Genomic DNA, 20507 nt, shown 5'->3' on the forward strand with positions numbered 1-20507 from the left:
TCCGTGACGACGGTGACCCGGGCATACGTCTCCCGGCTGGCCGGGCTGCCCGTCTTCGACCCCAACGGCGACCGGGTGGGCAAGCTGCGCGACGTCGTCGTCGCGCTGCGGGTGGGCACCGCCTGCCCGCGCGTGCTGGGGCTGGTGGTCGAGGTGGTCGCCCGCCGGCGGATCTTCGTGCCGATGGGCCGGGTGACCTCCGTCGACCCCGGCGCCGTGGTGCTCTCCTCCGGCACGATCAACCTCAAGCGCTTCGAGCAGCGTCGCGGCGAGACCCTCGTGCTGGGCGAGCTGCTGGACCGCTCGGTCCGCATCGTCGAGTCCGGCCGGCCGGCCAGTGTCGTCGACGCGGCCGTGGAGCAGACCCGCACCGGCGACTGGCAGCTCACCCGCCTCGCCGTCCAGGAACCCGGCCGGCTCGGCCGCCGCGGGCAGCTGCACCAGCTGGCCTGGGACGAGGTGGCCGGGCTGGCGCTGCCCGAGACCGGCCAGGGCACCGAGACGCTGATCGCCACCTACCGCGAGCTCAACGCCGCCGACCTCGCGCACGCCCTGCAGGACCTGCCGATCAAGCGGCGGCACGAGGTGGCCGAGGCGCTCGACGACGCCCGGCTGGCCGACGTGCTCGGCGAGCTGCCCGAGGCCGAGCAGATCACCATCCTGGGCACGCTGTCGGAGGCGCGCGCCGCCGACATCCTCGAGGAGATGGACCCCGACGACGCCGCGGACCTGCTGTCGGAGCTGTCCAACGTCGACCGCAACCGGCTGCTGGAGCTCATGGAGCCCGACGAGGCCGAGCCGGTGCGCCAGCTGCTGCAGTACTCCGAGGACACCGCCGGCGGGATGATGACCAGCGAGCCGGTGATCCTCACGCCCGATGCCACCATCGCCGAGGCGCTGGCCCGCGTGCGGGAGCCCGAGCTGACCCCGGCGCTGGCCAGCCAGGTGTACGTGTGCCGCCCACCGTCGGCCACCCCGACCGGGCGCTACCTGGGGCTGGCGCACATCCAGCGGCTGCTCCGCGAGCCGCCGTCCGGCCTGGTCAGCGGCGTCCTCGACGACCTCGAGCCGCTGCGGCCCGAGACGCCCCTGGCCGAGGTGACCCACTACTTCGCCACCTACAACCTGGTGGCGGCGCCGGTGGTCGACGCGCAGGGCCGGCTGGTCGGCGCGGTCAGCGTCGACGACGTGCTCGACCACCTGCTGCCCGAGGACTGGCGCGAGCGGGCCCGGCGTGGCTGAGTCCTCCGGCCGCCGCCTCGACGTCCCGCGGGGGCAGTCACGGGGCCTCGGCACCCTGCTGCGGCTGGACCCCGACGCGGTCGGCCGGTTCGCCGAGGGCATCGCCCGCTTCCTCGGCACCGGCCGGTTCCTCGCCGTGCAGACGATCATCGTCGTCGTCTGGATCACGCTGAACGTGGCCGCCGTCCGCCTGCAGTGGGACCCCTATCCGTTCATCCTGCTCAACCTGGCCTTCTCCACCCAGGCCGCCTACGCCGCGCCGCTGATCCTGCTGGCGCAGAACCGGCAGGCCGACCGCGACCGGGTACAGGCCGAGGAGGACCGCGCCCGCGCCGCGCAGACCCGCGCCGACACCGAGTACGTGGCCCGGGAGCTGGCCGCGCTGCGCGTGGCCGTCGGCGAGCTGGCCACCCGCGACTTCCTGCGCAGCGAGCTCACCCGGCTGGTGGGCGACGACGCCGAGGACGGCGAGAAGCGCGAGAAGAAGAGCAAGAAGAAGGCGCGGGACAGCTCGGCCTGACGGGCCTCCATCAACCGGAGTTGACGGATCGGCGCTATCAACCTAGGTTGATGGGCGTGGTGGACGCGCACCCCCTGCCCTCCCCGGACGACCCCGAGGCGGCCCTGGCCGCCGTCGTCGCGCTCCGCCGGCTCGCCGGCCGGCTGGAGCTCGACGCGGTGACCGCGGCCGTCGACCAGGGCTGGACGTGGGCGCAGGTCGGCGAGGCCCTCGGCATCAGCGCGCAGGCCGCCCACAAGAAGTTCGCCCCCGAGGTCCGCGCACGGCGCGGGCACTGACCAGGAGGAAACCGTGGGACTTCTCGACGCGCTGCGCGACGTCCGGACCGTCAAGGCGCTGCTCACCGCCGCCGAGGCCGAGGGCCGGGCCGCCGGCGAGGAGCGGCACGGCCCCGAGCACCTGCTGCTGGCGGCGACGGCGCTGCCCGATGGCACCGCAACGCGCGCGCTCGCCCGGGTGGGCGTGGATCCCGCTCGGCTGCGCGCCGCGGTCGAGGCGGCGCACCAGGACGCGCTGGCCGGGATCGGCCTGGACGGCGGCTCCGCGGGCGGTGCGCTGCGGGCGCCGGCGACCGGCGTGCTGTCCGCGACACCGCAGGCCCAGCAGGTCTTCCAGGCCGCCGTCGCGCTGTCGAAGTCGGTGCGGCCGGCCCGGCTGCGGGGCGCGCACGTCGTCGTGGCGGCCTGCGACCTGGAACGCGGCACCGTGCCCCGGGCCCTGGCGGCGCTCGGCGTCGACCGGGCGGAGCTGCGGGCCGCGGCGCGGGCGGAGGCCGGGCTCGGCTGACCGCCGTCCCCCTGCACCGTCCCGGCCGGCTCAGCCCGGGGTGCCCAGCTCCTTGGCCAGGTGCACGAACTCCAGCGCCGCGGAGACCCGCTCCCGCCGCTGCTCGACGTAGCCGAGCCCCCGGTACAGGCGCAGGTTGCCCTCGCTGCGGGCGCCGGTGAACAGGACGGCGCGGCGCACCCCGGGCCCCGCGGCCGACTCGACCGCCCGCATCAGCGCGGTGCCGATGCCCTGCCCCCGGCAGTCCGGGACGACGGTCAGCCGGCCCACCGCCAGCTCGTCGCCGGTCACCCGGCCGCGCACCGCCCCGACCACGCGGGCCCCGCGGACGGCGACCAGCACGACGTCCCGGGCGAGCACCTCCCGCAGCTCCTCGAGGGTCTCGGTGAGCGCCGGGAGGTGCGGATCGCCGTACACCTGCGCCTCGGTCACGAAGGCCGCCCGCTGCAGCGTCAGCACCTCCCCGGCGTCGGCGTCGGCCGCCCGGCGGACGACGACCCCGTCGGCGTGACCGGTGGCGGCCAGCTCGAGGTCGACGAAGGCCGCCACCATCGCCCGGTACACCCGCTCGACCACGGCCGGGCTGGCCCCGGCCCGCTCGGCGGTTGCGCGGGCCCGCGCGACCACCTCCTCGACCCGGCCCGGCGCGCGCACCGCGGCGGCGTCGGTCTTGAGCCGGCCGGCCGCGCGGACCAGCCGTTCCCGGCGGGCGAGCACCGCCACGAGCTCCTCGTCGACGGCGTCGATCGCGCGGCGGATGCCGGCCAGGTCGTCCACCGGGGCACCGTAGCCGCGGTCAGCGGATGGGGCCGGGGACGCCGGCGCTCCGGTCGCGGGCGTCGACCCGGCGGTCGGCCCACGCGGCGAGCAGCTCCTCGTCGTGGCTGATCGCCAGCACGCCCAGCCGGCCGGCGTCGACCTCGGCGCGCACCACCGCCACCAGCGCCGCCGCCGTCGACGCGTCGAGCATCGCGGTCATCTCGTCGCACACCAGGTAGCGCGGCTCCTGCAGCAGCGCGCGGCCCAGGCAGGCGCGCTGGAGCTGCCCGTCGCTGACCTCGTGCGGGCGCCGCCGCAGCAGGTCCGCCGTCAGCCCGACCCGCTCGGCCACGGCGGCGGTGCGCTCGCGGCGCGCCGCCGCCGACCGCCGTCCGGACAGCGGATGGCCCCCGACGAGGAGCGGTTCGGCGAGGACGTCGGCCAGCCGCAGCCGCGGGTCGACCGACCGGCGGGGCGACTGGAAGACCATCCCGACCGCCGTCCGCAGCGGCGCCGGGACGGCGTACCGGACGCCGGGCGCGGCGGTGCCGTCGACGGTGACCACCCCGCGCCACGGGGCGAGCAGGAGGGCGACCACCCGGGCCAGCGTCGACTTGCCGCAGCCGCTGGGGCCGGCGAGGCCCACCACCTCGCCGGGGGCCACGCGGAGCGAGACCCCGGTGAGCACCGGCTGCCCGGGCCGGTAGCCGACCTCGATCCCCTCGGCGGTCAGCACGGGACCGGCTCCGGCTCCCGGCAGCGGGCGCGGCGCGCCCCCGACCCGTGCAGCACGAGCCCGCCGTCGCACGGCCCGGCCTCCGGCCGGCGCCGGTGGTAGGCGCAGCCGTCGGGGAGGTCGGTCAGCTCGGGCGGAGCGCCGGGGATCGGGACCAGCCCGCCGGCGGGCAGCGCCCGGAGCAGGTCGCGCGTGTAGTCGTGGGCCGGGGCGTCGAGCACCGGCCCGGCCGGGCCGGTCTCCAGGAGCCGGCCGGCGTACATGACCGCCAGGTCGTCGGCGACGTCCGGGTTCCGCAGCAGCGCCCCCAGGTCGTGGGTGATCAGCAGGACGGCGCAGCCGCTGTCGGCCACCTGGCGCAGCAGGGCGAGGGTGCGGTCGACCAGCGGGGCGTCCAGCCCGGCCGTGGGCTCGTCGGCGAGCACCACCTCCGGCTCCCCCGCCAGCGCGAGGGCGACCGCGACCCGCTGGGCCATCCCACCCGACAGCTCGTGCGGAAAGCGGTCGAGATCGGCCGGGTCCAGGCCGACCCGGCGGGCCAGCTCCTCCGCGTGCCGCCGGCGATCGGCCCCCGGGGCCAGCTCGGCGACGGTCTCCTCCAGCTGGGCCCGCGCCGTCCGCACCGGGGTCAGCGCGGTCGCGGCCGACTGCGGCACCAGCGCGACGCGCCGTCCGCGGACACTCCGCCGCAGGACGCGGTCGCCGGCGGCCAGCAGGTCCAGCGGTGCCGCGCCCCCGCCGCCCGGCGCCAGCACCGCGCGGCCGGTCACCGTCGCGTTGCCCGGCAGCAGGCGGAGCAGCGCGGCGGCCAGCACCGACTTCCCGCAGCCGCTCTCCCCCACGAGCGCCAGCACCCGGCCCCGGTGCAGCGCGAACGAGACGTCGGTGGCGGCGTGCACCGCGGCCTGCCGCCGGTCGAGCCGGAAGCGCACCGTCAGGTCCGCCACCTCCAGCGCCGGGGTGCTCATGCCCGCACCTCCGCCCGCCGCGGCAGCGCGGTGCGGTCGCGCAGGGAGGCGCCGATCGCGGCCACGGCCAGGGTCGCCAGGACCAGCGCCAGCGCGGGGAACACCAGCGTCCACCACCCACCGAGCAGCAGCGAGCTGCGCGCCTCCTCCAGCAGGGTGCCCAGGCTCGCCCGGTGCGGCGGCAGGCCGAGCCCCAGGAAGCTCAGGGTCGACTCGTGCCAGACGGCGTGCGGCAGCAGCAGGACGGCAGCCACGAGCGCCTGCGGCAGCGCGGCGGGGAGCAGGTGCCGGCGCACCACCTGCGCGCGGGTCGCACCGGCCAGGACGGCGGCGTCGACGTGCTCGCGGTCGCGCAGCGAGAGCGCCTCGGCGCGCACGATCCGCGCCACCTGCGTCCAGTGCGTGAGCGCGATCGAGGCCATGACGGCCACCAGGCTGCCGCGGAAGAGGGCGACCAGCACGATGCCCAGGAGCAGGTGCGGCACCGCGTTGAGGGCGTCGACCACCCGCATCACCAGCCGGTCCGCCCAGCCGCCGGCGACCGCCGACAGCGCGCCCACCACCGCGCCGATGACCGTCGACAGCACCGCGCACACCAGCGCGATCAGCAGCGAGACCCGCAGCCCCGCCGCCGTCCGCACGAAGAGGTCGCGCCCGGCGGAGTCGGTGCCGAAGAGGGCGCCGGCCGCGGGCGCCTGGCGGGCGGCGGCGAAGTCGGTGACGCGGTCGTCGACCCCGGCCACCCACGGCACCAGCACCGCGTAGCCGACGAGCAGGGCCAGCAGCGCCGTCCCGGCGAGCAGCCGGCGGTCGCGCTCACCCATCGGCGCTCACCCGCGGGTCCAGCAACACGTAGGCGCAGTCGGCGAGCAGCGAGCCGACCAGCACCGCCACCGTGGTCACCAGCGTCAGGAACGCCAGCAGCGGGAAGTCGAGCTCGACCGCCGAGGTGACCACCGCCTGGGCCAGCCCCGGCCAGCTGAAGACCTCCTCGACCAGCACGGCGCCGACGACGAGCTCGGGCAGCCGGGCGCCGAGGAGGGTGACGAACGGCAGCAGCGCGGTGGGCAGGGCGTGCCGGAGGACGACGGTGCGCTCGGCCAGCCCGCGGGCGCGGGCGGCCACCACGTGGTCCTCGGCCAGCGCCCGCAGCAGCGCCTCGCGCACGTGGAGGAGCAGCCACGGCAGCTGGGACAGCGCCAGCACCAGGGCCGGGAGCACCAGGTGCCGGGCGACCTGGCCGACCGACAGCTCCGCGCCCGCGTCGGTCAGCCCGGCCACCGGCAGCCACGCCAGGCCCAGGCCGAGGACGGCGACCGCGCCGAGCGCGACCACGAACGGGGGCACCGCCTGCAGCAGCAGGCAGCAGGGGGTGACGAGGCGGTCCAGCAGGCCGCCGCGCCGGTAGGCCGTCCACGTGCCGAGGACGAGCGCCAGGACGACGGCCACGACCAGCGCGGTGCCGACCAGCAGCAGGGTCCACGGCAGCCGCTCGGCGACCACGTCGGCCACCGGCTGGCCGAAGGCCCGGGAGGTGCCCAGGTCGCCGGTGACCAGCTCGCCCAGCCACCAGCCGTAGTGCACCCACCAGGGCCGGTCGGCACCCAGCTCCCGGGCGATCCGGTCCTGCACCTCCTGGCTGGCGGTCAGGTACCGGTCGCCGAGGTAGCCGGCCAGCGGGTCGAACGGGGACGCCGCCGCGACGGCGAACACCCCGGCGGAGACGGCCACCACCACGGGCAGCACGAACAGCAGCCGGCGGGCGGCCATGCGCCCGGCCTCGCGCCACCGGACCCGCCGCACCGGCCGGACCGCGGCGGGGCCGGTCACTCCCGGCGCCAGTCCTGCAGGTTCCACCACGGGCCCCAGGCCACCCCGTGCGAGTGCGGCTCCAGCACCGGCTCGGTGCCGGTCCAGCCGCCGTCGCGCATGACGTAGACGTGCTCGAGGAACACCAGCATCACCGCCGGCGGCGCGGCCACGAACTCCCGCTGCACCCGCTGGTAGGCCGCCACCCGGACGGCGGGGTCCAGGCTGCGCCGCGCCTCGTCCAGCGCGGCGTCGACGGCGGGGTCGGTGTAGTCGCTCGGGTTGTCGAACGGGCCGCCGACGCCCTCGGCGGTGAAGCGGGAGTGCAGCGCGTTGTAGAGCTGCGTGTCGGGGTCGAAGGGCACGTCGCCCCCGCCGAGCAGCCCGGCGTCGACCGGGATCCGCGGCCGGAACTGCGGCCGGTCGACCGCCTCGAGGTCGACCTGCACCCCGACCGCGAGCGCGTCGGAGGCGAAGGCCTGGGCCAGGTCGCGGCGCAGCGTCTCCTCGGGGAAGTACATGAGCGTGAACTGGGCCCGCAGCCCGTCCCGGACCCGGATGCCGTCGGGGCCGGGCACCCACCCCGCCTCGTCGAGCAGCTCGGCGGCCAGGTCGGGGTCGTGCGCGAAGGTCGCGCCGGGATCGACGTACTCGCCGAACACCTCGGGCACCGGCGTGTGCGCCTCGCTCCCCCGCCCGCCGAGGATCGACTCGACCATCGCCGCCCGGTCGACGGCGTGGTTCAGCGCCAGCCGCACGGCCGGGTCGGCGGTGACCGGGTCGCCGGCGGGGAGGGAGACGGAGCGGTAGTCGGCGCTGTCGTGCCCGACCACGGTCAGGCCCTCGCGGCCGTCGAGGGTCTGGGCGAGCAGCGGCGGCAGCGTCGTCCCGTCGAACTCGCCGGTGGACATCCGCTGGGCCCGGGTGTTGTCGTCGGGCACGTGCACGACGACCAGCTCCTGCACCTCGGGCTCGCCGTCCCAGTGGTCGGGGTTGGCGGTGTACACGACGCGGTCGGCCCGCCGCTCGGTGAGCAGGTACGGCCCGGTGCCGACCGGCTCGGTGTTGAGCGGGGACTCCTCGGCCGGGCCGGGGGTGGCGAGCGCCTCGGCGGGAGCGATGCCCAGCAGCAGCTTGGTCGGGAAGGGGGCGTAGGAGTAGGCCAGCCGGAAGACGACGGTGTGCTCGTCGACGGCCTCGACGCCGTCGATCATCGAGTAGTTGCCGGCGATGGGCGACGCGGAGGCCGGGTCCAGCACCGCCTCGTAGGTGGCGACGACGTCCTCCGCGCCGAACGTCGTGCCGTCGGAGAAGCGCACTCCCTCCCGCAGCCGCACCGTCCACTCCCGCGCCTGCGCGTCGGCCTCGGGGAGCTGCACCGCCAGCGCCGGTTCGAGCTCGGGGATGCCGGCTCCCCCGGCCAGCCGGACCAGGCCGTCGTAGACCTTGGAGCTGCCGGTCTCACCGTGGCCGGCGACCGGGTTGAACAGCTCCGGCTCGTAGGCGTCGGCCAGCACCAGCCGGCGGTCGGCCGACCCGCCCCCGTCGCCTCCGCCGGGCGCCGAGCAGCCGCTCGCCACCAGGGGCAGGGCCGCCAGGGCGAGCACCCATCGCACGACGCGCGGACGCCGGACCTGCATGGACATCTCTCCAGCCCCTTGTTGCGAACTCTTCGCAACAACCTAGCGGGGCGGACCGGTCAGCCCGCGAGCAGGTGGACGCCGGCTCCCGCCGCCCCGGCCAGCACGAGGACGACGATGAACGGCGCCCGCAGCGCCAGGGCCAGCGCGGCCACCGCCAGCCCGACCAGCCGGCCGTCGACCACGAGGTCCTGCCCGGAGGTCAGCGCCTGCACGGCGACCAGCGCGGCCAGCAGGGCGGCGGGCACGAACTCCACCACCCGGCTCACCCACGGCCGCTCGACCCAGGCCGCGGGCACCGAGAGCCCGGCGAGCTTGAGCAGGTAGCAGCCCAGCGAGCCGACGAGCACCGCCGTCCAGAGCGCGCCGCTGCTCACGCCGCCCCCTCCCCGGCCGCGCGTCGCGGCCGGCCGGCCAGCGCCACCGCGACCACCGCCGCGATGACCTGCACGCCGGCCGGCACGAACGGCGTGAGCGCCAGGGCCACGACCGCGCCGCCGGCGGCGACCCGGCGCTGCACCGCGGGCTCGGTGGCCCCGCGGCGCAGCCGCGGCCACAGCAGCGCGAGGAACGCGGCGGGGACGACGGCGTCCAGCGCGGCCTGCGCGGTCTCCCCCAGGGCAGCGGCACCCAGCGCGCCCACCAGCGTGGTCGCGTTCCACAGCAGGTAGATGGTGGCGCCGCCGGCGAGGAAGCCCAGCCGGGCCAGCGCGCGGTCGGGCGCGGCGACGGCGAGCGCGGTGGTCTCGTCGATGACCCAGTGCGCGGTGCCCAGCCGGCGCAGCCCGCCCCGCGGCCGCAGCAGCGGCACCAGCCGCACGCCGTAGACGGTGTTGCGGGTGCCCAGCAGCAGGGCGCTGCCGACGGCGGCCAGCACGCTCCCGCCCGCGCCGAGCACGCCGACCAGGGCGAACTGCGAGGCGCCGGTGAACATCAGCAGCGACATGGTGAGCGCCTGCCAGGCGTCGAGCCCCGCGGCGTCGGCGGCGGCCCCGAAGGCGACGCCGTAGAGGCCGACCGCGACGCCGAGGCCGATCGCGTCGCGCAGGACGGCCGAGCGCGCGGCAGCGGTGGACACGGTCAGCGAGGCTAACGACCGCCGGCGACAGCCCGGTGCGCAGCACATCACCCCCTGCAGCGGCGGGCGCGTGCGCGACGCCGCCGTACAGTGGCAGGAGATCCGAGTGCGCAGGTCGCCGCCGCCGTCGGCGGGCCGGGCCGGGTCCCCCTCGAAGGAGACAGACGAGAACGATGTCCGACACGCTGACCGGCTCCCCGGCGCTCGACGCCGTGAACGCCGCTCTGGCCACCGTCCAGGACCCGGAGATCAACCGGCCCCTGACCGAGCTCGGCATGGTCAAGGACGTGCAGATCGCCGAGGACGGCGCCGTGCGCGTCGAGGTGTACCTCACCGTCGCCGGCTGCCCGATGCGGGAGACCATCACCAACCGCGTCACCCAGGCCGTGTCCGCCGTCCCCGGGGTGACCTCGGTGCAGGTCGGCCTCGACGTGATGAACGACGAGCAGCGCGCCGAGCTGCGCAAGACCGTGCGCGGCACCGACACCGCCGACCCGGTCATCCCCTTCGCCCAGCCCGGCTCGCTGACCCGCGTCTACGCGGTCGCCTCGGGCAAGGGCGGCGTGGGCAAGTCCAGCGTCACCGTGAACCTCGCCGCCGCGCTGGCCAAGCGCGGGCTGTCGGTGGGTGTCGTGGACGCCGACATCTACGGCCACTCGGTGCCGCGGATGCTGGGCGTCGAGGACAAGCCCACCCAGGTCGACAACATGATCATGCCGCCGCAGGCCTACGGCGTGAAGGTCATCTCGATCGGCATGTTCACCCCGGGCAACACCCCCGTGGTGTGGCGCGGGCCGATGCTGCACCGCGCGCTGCAGCAGTTCCTCGCCGACGTGTGGTGGGGCGACCTCGACGTCCTGCTCATGGACCTCCCGCCCGGCACGGGCGACGTCGCGATCTCGGTGGCCCAGCTGGTGCCCAACGCCGAGATCCTCGTGGTCACCACCCCGCAGCTGGCCGCCGCCGAGGTGGCCGAGCGGGCCGGCGCCATCGCCAGCCAGACCCACCAGCAGGTGGTCGGCGTGGTCGAGAACATGTCGTGGCTGGACCTGCCCGACGGCAGCCGCATGGAGGTCTTCGGCTCCGGCGGCGGCGAGGCGGTCTCCGACGCGCTCACCCGCACGCTGGGTGCGCGGGTGCCGCTGCTCGGCCAGATCCCGCTGGACACCCGCCTCCGCGAGGCCGGGGACGCCGGTGCGCCGATCGTGCTCGCCGAGCCCGAGTCGGCAGCGGCCCAGGCCCTCACGAAGATCGCCGACGGCCTCGCCGTCCGCCAGCGCGGGCTGTCCGGGCGCTCCCTGGGGCTGACCCCGGTCCGCCACTGAGCTGACGCGTGCCAGAGGCCGGTCCCCGTCCGCGGGGGCCGGCCTCTCGTGCATCGCGGGCGGTTCACGCGCACTGCCGGCGCTGCAGCGCCCGCGATGGACGAGGAACGCCGGCAGTGCGGGACCGGGTGCGACGGAGGCGCGCGGCGGTGGCTAGGTCGCGTCGATGTCGAACGGCGGCGGCGTGCCGGCGTCCCGCGACCGCGCCGCGGCGGCCCGGGCCGCCAAAGCCCGCCGTCCGGGCGTGAGACCCGCCCCCGCCGCCGTCGCACCGGCCGCCGCCGCGGTGCCGTCCTTGATCAGCCCGGCGGAGCCGGTGGCGCTGCCGCGGCGCACCGGCGGGGCGTCGTCGTCGGCGAGCAGCTGGTCGCGGATGAACGTCTTCGGGTGGTACTTGCGCAGGTCGAGGTCGCGCAGCCCGGCGAGGTCCTCCCCCAGCGACTCGTCGACCTGGGAGCGGACGCCGCTGATCGCCTCGCGCAGCCGCTTGAGCCCGGCGGCGGCGTCCTTGGCCAGGTGCGGCAACCGCTCAGGGCCGAAGATGAACAGCGCGGCCAACGCGACGACGGCGATCTCGCCCCAGCCGATCGAGTCGAACACGCACCCTCCCTCGCTACCCCACCCAGCCTAGGCGGCCCCCGCCTCAGGCCTGGTCGAGTGTCGCCTGGGTGGTGGTCGACGCCGCGCCGCCGCGCACGTACTCGATGGTCACGGTGTCACCGGGCTGGCGGGCGTCGATGGCGACGGCGAGCTCCTCGGAGGTGCCGACCGGCTCGTCGTCCACGGCGATGATGATGTCCTGCTCCTGCAGCCCCGCCTCGGCGCCGGCGCTGCCGGGCTCGACGTTGACCACCAGCGCGCCGTTGCGGACGCCGTCGGTGACCGACCGCGCGCTCACGCCCAGCGAGGCGTGCACCGCCGTGCCCGTGGCGATGAGCTGCTCGGCGATGTCCCGGGCGGTGTTGATCGGGATCGCGAAGCCCAGCCCCACGCTGCCGCCGCCGACCGAGGCGATCGCGGTGTTGATGCCGATGACCGCGCCGGTGGCGTCGACCAGGGCACCGCCGGAGTTGCCGGGGTTGATCGGCGCGTCGGTCTGCACGGCGTTGATCACCGCGTTGGTGTCGGTGCCCTGACCCGACAGGCGCACCGGCCGGTCGAGCGCGCTGACGATGCCGGCGGTCACCGTGCCGGCCAGGCCGAGGGGCGAGCCGATGACCAGCACCGGGTCGCCGACGACGACGTCGTCGGAGTTGCCGAGCGCGGCGGGCACCAGGCCCGGCTTCTCCACCTTGATGACGGCGATGTCGCTGGCCGGGTCGCGGCCGACGATGCGGGCCACCGACCCGCTGCCGTCGGAGAAGACCGCGCGGATCTCCGCGTCCTGCGCGCCGTCGGCGGAGGAGATGACGTGGTTGTTCGTGACGATGTAGCCGTTCTCGGCGTCGACCACGACGCCGGACCCGGTGCCGCCGGTGTCACCGACCCGCACCTCGATCGAGACGACCGCGGGCGTGATCTCCGCGGCGATCGCGGACACCGAGCCGGGCTCGCGGACGATGGCCTCGTCGGTCTCGGAGAGCTCCGTGCCCGGCGCCAGCAGCGGGGACTCCGCCGCGGTGCGGGTGAGGAGGTAGCCGAGACCGCCGCCGAGCGCGCCGACGAGCAGCACGGCCAGGAGGACCAGCACCGACAGCCGGACGGTCAGGTCGCGCAGGCGCAGCTTCTTGCGCCCCTTGGCGTCGACGACGACCGGGCCCTCCTGCTCGGCCTCCTCCTCGTAGACGGCGGGGCCGGTCAGGCCGGCCGGCGCGTACGGGTCGCGCCAGGGGTCGCTCTTCGCGTCGGGCTTCCACCACGGGCCGGCCGAGGTGCGCCGGCGCCCGGGACGCCCGCCGGGGGGCTCCTGCAGCCCGGAGCGCTGGGTGCCGGGCGGGGCGAAGGCGCGCAGCACCGCCTCGGGCGGCGGTGCCGGCAGCGGGCGCGGCGGAGGCGTGGGCCGGTCACCGGCGAAGCTGCCGGCCACCGCCGCCGGGCGGCCGAACGCCGCGCTCTGGGCGGGGCTCGGCGGCGGGGTGGGCGACAGCGCCGGCCGGGGCCGCGACGGCGGCGGGTCGAACGCGCCGGCGCCGGAGGGACGCGCGAAGGCCTCCTCGGACGCACCGGAGGACGGCGGGGTCTCGGGCAGCGGGTCCTCCCCGGACGTCGGTCGGTCGTGGTCGGTCAGGGCGTCCCGCCCCGGGTGCCCGACACAGACGATCCCACGGTGAGGGCGCGGACGACCGGCGGCACGACCTCGCTGCGCTCCCCGGCGGTCGGCCCGGCGACGGTGGGCTGCGGCCGGTCGTCGACCTGCGGGGCGGGCAGGCTCAGCGCCAGCGCGGTCACCCCGATGCCGATGCCGGCCAGGGCGCCGGCGACGCCGCGGCGCAGCCAGCGGGCCTGTCCCGGGCGGTGCGGCTCGGGTGCGGATGGCGCCAGCGGCACCGACCAGGAGCCCGAGGCGCCCGAGAACACCAGCTGCCCACCGCCGGCGGACAGCCCGCCCATGCCGCCCCCGGCGCCGGGGACGTCGGTGGTGAACGGGATGGCCTGCAGCCGGGAGAGCAGGTCACCGGGGACGGCGACGTCGGCGGCGCGGTGCAGCGCCTCCTTGGCCTCGCGCTGGGCCTGCACGGCCATCCGGCACTGGGCGCAGCCGGCGAGGTGGCGGGCGGCGCGGCCGGCCGGGCCGCTGGGCAGCTCGCCGTCGACGAGGGCGGCGATCGCCTCCTGGGCGAGGTGGCTCTCCGGGATGCTCACGACGCCGCCCCCTCCCCCGCGACCGCGATCCCGGGACGGCGCGGATCGAGGTGGGCCAGGGCCTGGCGCAGCTGGACGCGGCCGCGGTGGATGCGGCTGCGGACCGTGCCGAGCTTGATGCCCAGGGTCGCGGCGATCTCCTCGTAGGTCAGCCCCTCGATGTCGCAGAGGACGACGGCCACGCGGAACTCCGGCGCCAGCGCGTCCAGCGCGGCCTGGACCTGGGGGTCGAGGTGGGTGTCGGCGTACACCTGCTCGGGGCTGGGGGCGGTGCCGGGCAGCCGCTCGGTGTCCTCGGGCAGGGCGTCGAACCGGATCCGCTGGCGACGGCGGACCATGTCGAGGAACAGGTTGGTCGTGATCCGGTGCAGCCAGCCCTCGAAGGTGCCCGGCGAGAAGTCGGCCAGCGACCGGAAGACCCGCACGAAGGTCTCCTGGGTGAGGTCCTCGGCGTCCTGCGCGTTCCCCGACAGCCGGTAGGCCAGCCGGTAGACGCGGGCGGAGTGCTCCCGGACGACCTGCTCCCACGTCGGGGCCACCCACACCTCGCCGGCGGTGGACGCGACGGGCGCGTCGGCCGGCTGGGGCTCGGTGGGGTCGGCGTCGGGCACGGACACAGGATCGCAGACCGCGGCCGCGACGCCCGGTCCGGAGTCGGCGGGGCGGTCGGCGGCGGCTCGCTTCAGGCGCACGAACGGACCAACGGACGGCCGGCCGGGCGGTGTTCCCGTTCACAGGCACCTCACAGGTCGTGTTCCCCGCACGGGGGACCGGCCGCGGGCCACTACCCTCGGCCGGTGATGAGCGCCCAGGGACCGCAGCCGGGCTCCGGCGGCGAGGCCGGCGCCGCCTACGCCGCCCGGTACGCGTCGGAGACGCCGGCGCAGGCGGCCGCTCGCGAGCGGGCCGCGCGCCTGCACGGGCCGGCGCCGGTCGGCCCGGCCGCCGGCGCCACCCTCGCCGTCCTCGCCGCCGGCGCGGGGGCGCGCTCGGTGGTGTCGCTGGGCGACGGCGGCGTCGCCGGGCTGTGGCTGCTGCAGGGGATGCGGCCCGACGGCGTCCTCACCGCGCTCGACGGGGACGCCGAGCAGCTGCGCGCCGCCCGCGCCGCCTTCGCCGGGGCGGGCGTGCCACCCGGCCGCACCCGGATGATCTTCGGCACGCCCGGCGAGGTCCTCCCCCGGCTGTCGCCCGGCGGCTACGACATGGTCGTCTGCGCCGGCTCCCCCACCGAGTTCGCCGACCAGCTGCCCGCCCTGCTGGAGCTGCTGCGCCCCGGTGGGGTGTTCGTCTGCCACGGATTGCTCGAGGGCGGCCGGATCGCCGACCGGTCGGTCCGCGATCCGCAGACCGTCGCCTGGCGCGACGTCGCCCGCCGGGTGCGCGAGGACGAGCGGCTGACCTCCGCGGTGCTGCCCGTCGGCGCCGGCCTGCTCGTGGCCAGCACCGCGCGTCAGGAGCCGGCCGCGAACCCGTACTCGGCCACCGGCTCCCACGGCCCGCCCAGGTAGCGCCACAGCCCCAGCCCGCGGGCGGGCACCAGCTCGGGCACGAACTCCGCCGCCAGCCGGGCGTGCAGCGCCCGGGCGACGGCCGGGTCGACCTTGTTCTGCACCGTCACGTGCGGCGCGTGCCGCTGCCGGTCCTGCGGCGTCAGCCAGGGCCGCCAGGCACCGGCCAGCCCGTCGCGCAGCGCGGCCAGCTCGGCGGACTCCAGCGTGTAGGCCACCCCGCGGCCGAGGGAGCGCACGCCGGTCACCCGGACGGCGAACGGCGGCCGGTCCGCCGCGGCGGCGAGGTCCGCGGCGACCTCGGGCTCCTGCTCGCCGGGCAGCGCGTGGAACAGCGTCACGTGCGCCCCGAGGTGGTTCCGCTCGGGCGGGAAGTGCTCGGCGCGCAGCCGGTCGAACCGCCGCTGGGCCTCGGCACCGAGCAGCAGGGTCACGACCAGCGGCGGCACGGCCGGCACCGGCGTCAGGCCAGGGCGCGGGCGCCCTTGCCGAGCACCGTCACCCCGCCGGCGCTCACGTGGTACCGCTCCCGGTCGGCGTCCAAGTCGACGCCGATGCGCGCCCACGGCGGCACGACGACGTTCTTGTCCAGGATCGCCCGGCGCACGTAGGCGCCCTCGCCGATCTGCACGCCGTCCATGAGCACGCTGTCCTCGACCCGGGCGCCCCGCTCGATCCGCACGCCCGGCGACACCACGGAGTGGTGCACCGAGCCGCCGCCGATAATCGCGCCGGCGCTGACCATCGACTCCTCGGCCCGCCCGCCGAGCACGAACTTCGCCGGCGGCAGCTGCGGCGGCATCGTGTAGATCGGCCACCGGTCGTTGTAGAGGTTGAAGACCGGGGTCACCGACACGAGGTCCATGTGCGCGTCGAAGTAGCTGTCGATCGTCCCCACGTCGCGCCAGTAGCCGTGGTCGCGCTCGGTCGCCCCCGGGACGATGTTGGTGGAGAAGTCGTAGACGTAGGCCTCACCGGCGTCGGCGAGCATCGGCATGATCGAGCCGCCCATGTCGTGCACCGAGTGGGGGTCCTCGGCGTCGGCGCGCAGGGCCTCCAGCAGCGTGTCGGTGGTGAACACGTAGTTGCCCATCGAGGCGAAGCTCTCGTCGGGCGAGTCGGGCAGGCCGGGCGGGTCCGCCGGCTTCTCGAGGAAGCCCAGCACCTTGCCGTCGGCCGCGGCGTCGATGATCCCGAAGCCGCCGGCCTCCGCCCGCGGCACCCGCAGCCCGGCGATGGTCACGCCGGCACCGGTCTCCAGGTGCTGGGCGACCATCTGGGCCGGGTCCATCCGGTAGACGTGGTCGGCGCCGAAGACGACCACGATCTCCGGCCGCTCGTCGTAGATCAGGTTGAGGCTCTGGAAGATCGCGTCGGCGCTGCCGGTGTACCAGCGCGGGCCCAGCCGCTGCTGCGCCGGCACCGGGGTCACGTAGTTGCCCAGCAGCTGCGACATCCGCCAGGTCGTCGTGATGTGCCGGTCGAGGCTGTGGCTCTTGTACTGGGTGAGGACGGCGATCTGCCGGATCTCGCCGTTGACCAGGTTCGAGAGCACGAAGTCGATGAGCCGGTAGTTGCCACCGAAGGGGACCGCCGGCTTGGCCCGGTCCTGGGTGAGAGGAGCCAGACGCTTGCCCTCACCGCCGGCCAGGACGATGCCGAGGACCCGAGGACCGCCACGCATGACGGAAACGTATCCGCTGGCCGCCACCGGCGCCCCCCATCCGGTCGCGTACCGCCCCCTAGGGTGATGTGGTGCGCATCGGGATCGTGACCCGCGAGTGGCCTCCGGACGTCTACGGCGGGGCCGGGGTGCACGTCGAGCACCTCGTGGCGGCGCTGCGGTCGCTGCCGGCCGGGCCCGACATCGACGTCCACTGCTTCGGCGCAGAGCGGGCCGACGCGGTCGCCCACGCCGTCCCGGCGGGACTGGCCGGTGCCAACGGCGCGCTGCAGGCGCTGGGCACCGACGTCGAGATCGCCGCCGCGCTGGCCGGCACCGACCTCGTGCACAGCCACACCTGGTACGCCAACGGGGCGGGGCTGCTGGCCGCGCTCGTGCACGGCGTGCCGCACGTGGTCACCGCGCACTCCCTGGAGCCGCGCCGGCCGTGGAAGGCCGAGCAGCTCGGCGGCGGCTACCGGCTGTCGTCGTGGGTGGAGCGGACGGCGTACCTGTCGGCCGACGCGGTCGTCGCGGTCAGCGCCGGCATGCGCGACGACGTCCTCGCCGTCTACCCCGAGCTCGACCCGGCCCGCGTGCACGTGGTGCACAACGGCGTCGACGCCGAGGCCTACCGGCCGGTGCCGGCGCCCGACGTCGTCCGGTCCCTGGGCGTGGACCCCGACCGGCCCTACGCGCTGTTCGTCGGCCGGATCACCCGGCAGAAGGGGCTGGCGCACCTGCTGGCCGCCGCCGACCAGCTGCCCCCGGAGGCCGGCCTGGTGCTGTGCGCCGGCGCCGCCGACACCCCGGCCGAGCGCCAGCAGGTCGCCGAGGCCGTCGCCGCCCTGCAGGCCCGCCGCAGCGGCGTGGTCTGGATCGAGGCGATGCTGCCGCGCGAGCAGCTGGTGCCGCTGATCACCGGGGCGACGGTGTTCGTCTGCCCGTCGGTCTACGAGCCGCTCGGCATCGTGAACCTGGAGGCCGCCGCCTGCGGCACCGCGGTCGTCGCCAGCGCGGTCGGCGGCATCCCCGAGGTCGTCGCCGACGGCCGCACCGGTCTGCTGGTGCCCTACGACCCGGCCGACCCCGCGACCTTCGAGGCGGGCCTCGCCGCGCGGATCGCCGAGCTGCTCGCCGATCCGCCGCGCGCCGCCGCGATGGGCGCGGCCGGCCGCGAGCGGGTGCTCTCGGAGTTCGGCTGGCCGGCGGTCGCCCAGCAGACGGTGACCGTCTACAACGCGGTGCTCGCCGCCCGGTCCTGACCCGGCGCCGCGCGCGGCCGCGCACCGGATGAGACCCTGACCCGTCGTGGGCACACGATCGGCGGTCTCGGGCGAGGACCCGCTGCGGTCGCTGGTACGCGCGTCCCACCAGCTGCCGGCCGAGCGGCTGGGCGCCGTGGTGTCGGAGCACGCTGCGCTCCTGGGCGCGCGCGAGGCCGTCGTCTACCTCGCCGACTACGCACAGCACGCGCTGCTCCCGGTCCCGGGCGAGGGCGTGCCACCCCGGCAGGAGCTGACCATCGACGGCTCGGTGGCCGGGCGGGCGTTCCGCCGGGTCGAGGTGGTGCGGTCACCACCGGGCGACGGCGCGGCCCGGGTGTGGGTGCCGCTGCTGGACGGCGCCGAGCGGCTGGGCGTCCTCGAGGTGGTCGTCGACGGCGAGGTGACGACGCACCTGGAGGAGGAGGCCCGCTCCTTCGCCTCGCTGGTGGCCGAGATCACCGTCACCCGCGACGCCTACAGCGACGTCTTCGCCCGGCTCCGCCGGCGCCGGAGCCTCACCCTGGCGGCGGAGATGCAGTGGGACCTCCTGCCGCCGCTGACCTACGCGACCGACCGGGTGGTCATCACCGGCGCCCTGGAGCCCTCGTACGAGATCGGCGGGGACACCTTCGACTACGCGGCCAACGACCCGCTGGTGGAGCTGATGGTGCTCGACGCCGTCGGCCACGGCCTGCCCGCCGCCCTGCTGGCCACCGCCGCGGTCGGCGCCTACCGGCACGCCCGCCGCGACCGGCAGGAGCTGCCCGACATCGCCGCCGCCGTCGACCGCGTTGTCGCCGGCCAGTTTCCCGGCAGCCAGTTCGCCACGGCCGTGATGGCCCGCCTGGACCTGGACACCGGCGTGCTGAGCTGGGTGAACTGCGGCCACCCCGACCCGCTGGTGATCCGCGAGGGTGCGCTGATCCACCCGGCGCCGTGCCCGCCCGCCCGGCCGCTGGGCCTGCTGTCGCGCAAGCCCCAGGTGTGCAGCACGACGCTGCGCTCCGGTGACCGCGTCCTGCTCTACACCGACGGCATCGTGGAGGCCCGCTCCCCCGAGGGGGAGTTCTTCGGCGAGGAGCGGCTGGCCGACCTCGTCGTCCGCGCCGAGCGCGTGGGCGACCCGCCCCCGGAGACGATGCGCCGGCTCATGGGCAGCGTGATGGAGCACCAGGCCGGCCAGCTCCAGGACGACGCCAGCATCGTCCTGCTCAAGTGGCGGACCGGACGCGAGGGGCAGCTCGAGCTGTGACGGCCACCGGGGAGGACGAGCACGTGACGCCGCGGCGCAGCGGCGGGGCGGGACCGGACGAGGTCGCGCTGCCCGACGTCGTCGTCGGTCTGGTGGCCGCACCCGGCGCCCCGGCCGAGCTGGCCCGGTGGCTGGCCGGGGAGCTCGAGCGGGAGCTGGGTGCCGAGCACCCCGAGGTGCGCTGGGACGTGCGCTGCGTGGAGGACGGGCTGGTCCAGCCCCCGGCCGACGACGACGAGCTGGTCACCGCCACGCGGCGGCGGCTGCTGGCCGAGGACTGGGACCTCGCCGTCACCCTGACCGACGTCCCGCTCGAGGTCGCCCGCCGGCCGGTGGTGGGGCACGCCAGCCCGCTGCACCAGGTCGCACTGCTGTCGCTGCCCGCGCTCGGTGCGGTCGGGCAGCGCCGGCGGGCCCTGCGCACCGCGGTCGGCCTGGTGCGGGCGCTGCTCGGCGCCGGCGACGAGGGGGAACTCGACGCCGGCGACCGCGCCGCGATGGGCCGGCGGCTGCGCGAGCTGGCCACCGACCCGGCCGACGAGGACCAGGGGGTCCGCTTCACCGCCCGGGTGCTCACCGGCAACCTGCGGCTGCTCCTCGGCATGATCCGCGCCAACCGGCCGTGGGTGCTGGCGGCGCGGCTGTCCCGGGCGCTCACCGCGGCGATCGCCGCGGGGGTGTTCGCGCTGGTCACCGCGGACATCTGGCGGCTGGCCGACAGCTTCGGCTGGGTACGGCTGGCCGTGGTCGCCCTCGGCTCGGTGATCGCCGTCGTCGCCACGCTGGTCGTGGGCGCGCAGCTGTGGGAGCGGCCCTCGTCGCGGCGGGTGCGCAAGCAGGTGCTGCTGTTCAACGTGGCCACCACGACCACCGTCGTCATCGGCGTCCTCTGCCTGTACGCGGTGCTGTTCGTCCTCGCCCTCGCCGGAGCCCTGCTGCTGGTGGTCGAGCCGCTGTTCGGCGAGGGGCTCGGGCACGAGCCGCACCTGTCGGACTACCTCGAGCTGGCCTGGCTGACCTCGTCGCTGGCCACCGTCGGCGGCGCCCTGGGCGCGGGGCTGGAGAGCGACGACGCCGTCCGCGAGGCCGCCTACACGTACCGGTCCGGCGTGCCGGAGGAGTGACCTAGGTCCCGGGCGAGGGTTGGC

Annotated in this window: 23 protein-coding genes; 9 read left to right on the forward strand and 14 right to left on the reverse strand. The window is 76.5% G+C overall.

What is annotated here, in order from left to right; genetic code table 11:
* Nucleotides 1-3 precede the first annotated feature (3 nt).
* Genes ACI79R_RS13030 through ACI79R_RS13045 form a run of 4 tightly spaced genes read left to right on the forward strand, consistent with a single transcriptional unit; the run spans nt 4 to nt 2548 of the window.
* A complete protein-coding gene (locus ACI79R_RS13030; RefSeq protein WP_456574053.1) occupies nt 4-1242 on the forward strand; it encodes a magnesium transporter MgtE N-terminal domain-containing protein in 1239 nt (412 codons plus the stop codon).
* Nucleotides 1235-1762 (forward strand): DUF1003 domain-containing protein, encoded by a 528-nt coding sequence (locus ACI79R_RS13035; protein WP_456574054.1) that lies wholly within the window; start codon nt 1235-1237, stop codon nt 1760-1762. The genes ACI79R_RS13030 and ACI79R_RS13035 overlap by 8 nt, the downstream gene beginning before the upstream one ends.
* 50 nt (nt 1763-1812) lie before the next feature.
* A complete protein-coding gene (locus ACI79R_RS13040; RefSeq protein WP_456574055.1) occupies nt 1813-2040 on the forward strand; it encodes an RNA polymerase subunit sigma-70 in 228 nt (75 codons plus the stop codon).
* Nucleotides 2041-2053: 13 nt separating this feature from the next.
* Nucleotides 2054-2548: a Clp protease N-terminal domain-containing protein gene (locus ACI79R_RS13045; protein WP_456574056.1), complete on the forward strand. Its 495-nt coding sequence runs from the start codon at nt 2054-2056 to the stop codon at nt 2546-2548.
* Nucleotides 2549-2578: 30 nt separating this feature from the next.
* On the opposite strand, the gene ACI79R_RS13050 is transcribed toward ACI79R_RS13045, so the two are convergent.
* The 8 genes from ACI79R_RS13050 to ACI79R_RS13085 are packed head-to-tail and all read right to left on the reverse strand — an operon-like array spanning nt 2579 to nt 9538.
* Nucleotides 2579-3325, reverse strand: a complete 747-nt coding sequence (locus ACI79R_RS13050) for a GNAT family N-acetyltransferase (RefSeq protein ID WP_456574057.1) — start codon at nt 3323-3325, stop codon at nt 2579-2581.
* Between the two features lie 19 nt (nt 3326-3344).
* Nucleotides 3345-4043 carry an ABC transporter ATP-binding protein gene (locus tag ACI79R_RS13055; RefSeq protein WP_456574058.1) on the reverse strand — a complete coding sequence of 233 codons (699 nt, stop codon included), beginning with the start codon at nt 4041-4043 and terminating at the stop codon, nt 3345-3347.
* Nucleotides 4037-5011 carry an ABC transporter ATP-binding protein gene (locus tag ACI79R_RS13060; protein WP_456574059.1) on the reverse strand — a complete coding sequence of 325 codons (975 nt, stop codon included), beginning with the start codon at nt 5009-5011 and terminating at the stop codon, nt 4037-4039. Before ACI79R_RS13060 ends, ACI79R_RS13055 begins: the two co-directional genes overlap by 7 nt.
* On the reverse strand, nt 5008-5835 hold the full coding sequence (locus ACI79R_RS13065) for an ABC transporter permease (protein ID WP_456574060.1): 828 nt from the start codon (nt 5833-5835) through the stop codon (nt 5008-5010). The genes ACI79R_RS13060 and ACI79R_RS13065 overlap by 4 nt, the downstream gene beginning before the upstream one ends.
* The gene (locus ACI79R_RS13070; protein ID WP_456574061.1) at nt 5828-6841 is read right to left on the reverse strand and encodes an ABC transporter permease; all 1014 of its coding nucleotides are present in this window, start codon (nt 6839-6841) and stop codon (nt 5828-5830) included. Before ACI79R_RS13070 ends, ACI79R_RS13065 begins: the two co-directional genes overlap by 8 nt.
* Nucleotides 6838-8466 carry an ABC transporter substrate-binding protein gene (locus ACI79R_RS13075; RefSeq protein ID WP_456574062.1) on the reverse strand — a complete coding sequence of 543 codons (1629 nt, stop codon included), beginning with the start codon at nt 8464-8466 and terminating at the stop codon, nt 6838-6840. The genes ACI79R_RS13070 and ACI79R_RS13075 overlap by 4 nt, the downstream gene beginning before the upstream one ends.
* 53 nt (nt 8467-8519) lie before the next feature.
* Nucleotides 8520-8837, reverse strand: a complete 318-nt coding sequence (locus ACI79R_RS13080; protein WP_456574063.1) for an AzlD domain-containing protein — start codon at nt 8835-8837, stop codon at nt 8520-8522.
* Entirely contained in the window at nt 8834-9538 is a 705-nt protein-coding gene (locus ACI79R_RS13085; protein ID WP_456574064.1) for an AzlC family ABC transporter permease, read from the reverse strand. The genes ACI79R_RS13080 and ACI79R_RS13085 overlap by 4 nt, the downstream gene beginning before the upstream one ends.
* 173 nt (nt 9539-9711) lie before the next feature.
* Between ACI79R_RS13085 and ACI79R_RS13090 the strand changes: the two genes are divergently transcribed.
* Nucleotides 9712-10863, forward strand: a complete 1152-nt coding sequence (locus ACI79R_RS13090) for an Mrp/NBP35 family ATP-binding protein (protein ID WP_456574065.1) — start codon at nt 9712-9714, stop codon at nt 10861-10863.
* A gap of 153 nt (nt 10864-11016) precedes the next feature.
* Here the strand turns inward: ACI79R_RS13090 and ACI79R_RS13095 are convergent, their stop codons facing one another.
* From ACI79R_RS13095 to sigE, 4 genes are all read right to left on the reverse strand, one after another.
* Nucleotides 11017-11463, reverse strand: a complete 447-nt coding sequence (locus ACI79R_RS13095) for a twin-arginine translocase TatA/TatE family subunit (protein ID WP_456574066.1) — start codon at nt 11461-11463, stop codon at nt 11017-11019.
* Nucleotides 11464-11506: 43 nt separating this feature from the next.
* Entirely contained in the window at nt 11507-12889 is a 1383-nt protein-coding gene (locus ACI79R_RS13100; protein ID WP_456574067.1) for a S1C family serine protease, read from the reverse strand.
* Between the two features lie 197 nt (nt 12890-13086).
* Nucleotides 13087-13665, reverse strand: a complete 579-nt coding sequence (locus tag ACI79R_RS13105) for an anti-sigma factor family protein (RefSeq protein WP_456574068.1) — start codon at nt 13663-13665, stop codon at nt 13087-13089.
* Complete coding sequence (gene sigE / locus ACI79R_RS13110) at nt 13662-14276, reverse strand: RNA polymerase sigma factor SigE (RefSeq protein WP_456574069.1); 615 nt, start codon at nt 14274-14276, stop codon at nt 13662-13664. Before sigE ends, ACI79R_RS13105 begins: the two co-directional genes overlap by 4 nt.
* Before the next feature lie 189 nt (nt 14277-14465).
* Here sigE and ACI79R_RS13115 point away from each other — a divergent pair, with 189 nt between their 5' ends.
* The gene (locus ACI79R_RS13115) at nt 14466-15176 is read left to right on the forward strand and encodes an O-methyltransferase (protein WP_456574070.1); all 711 of its coding nucleotides are present in this window, start codon (nt 14466-14468) and stop codon (nt 15174-15176) included.
* On the opposite strand, the gene ACI79R_RS13120 is transcribed toward ACI79R_RS13115, so the two are convergent.
* Nucleotides 15119-15634, reverse strand: coding sequence for a 2'-5' RNA ligase family protein (locus tag ACI79R_RS13120; protein WP_456574071.1), 516 nt, complete (start codon nt 15632-15634; stop codon nt 15119-15121). The genes ACI79R_RS13115 and ACI79R_RS13120 overlap by 58 nt on opposite strands.
* A 5-nt stretch (nt 15635-15639) precedes the next feature.
* A complete protein-coding gene (gene glgC / locus ACI79R_RS13125; RefSeq protein ID WP_456574072.1) occupies nt 15640-16860 on the reverse strand; it encodes a glucose-1-phosphate adenylyltransferase in 1221 nt (406 codons plus the stop codon).
* Nucleotides 16861-16931: 71 nt separating this feature from the next.
* On the opposite strand from glgC, the gene glgA reads away from it, so the two are divergent.
* The 3 genes from glgA to ACI79R_RS13140 are packed head-to-tail and all read left to right on the forward strand — an operon-like array spanning nt 16932 to nt 20483.
* The gene (glgA, locus tag ACI79R_RS13130) at nt 16932-18104 is read left to right on the forward strand and encodes a glycogen synthase (RefSeq protein WP_456574073.1); all 1173 of its coding nucleotides are present in this window, start codon (nt 16932-16934) and stop codon (nt 18102-18104) included.
* Between the two features lie 46 nt (nt 18105-18150).
* Complete coding sequence (locus tag ACI79R_RS13135) at nt 18151-19359, forward strand: PP2C family protein-serine/threonine phosphatase (protein ID WP_456574074.1); 1209 nt, start codon at nt 18151-18153, stop codon at nt 19357-19359.
* Nucleotides 19356-20483 (forward strand): hypothetical protein, encoded by a 1128-nt coding sequence (locus ACI79R_RS13140; RefSeq protein ID WP_456574075.1) that lies wholly within the window; start codon nt 19356-19358, stop codon nt 20481-20483. The genes ACI79R_RS13135 and ACI79R_RS13140 overlap by 4 nt, the downstream gene beginning before the upstream one ends.
* Nucleotides 20484-20507 lie beyond the last annotated feature (24 nt).

Source organism: Blastococcus sp. SYSU D00820 (genome assembly GCF_054050695.1).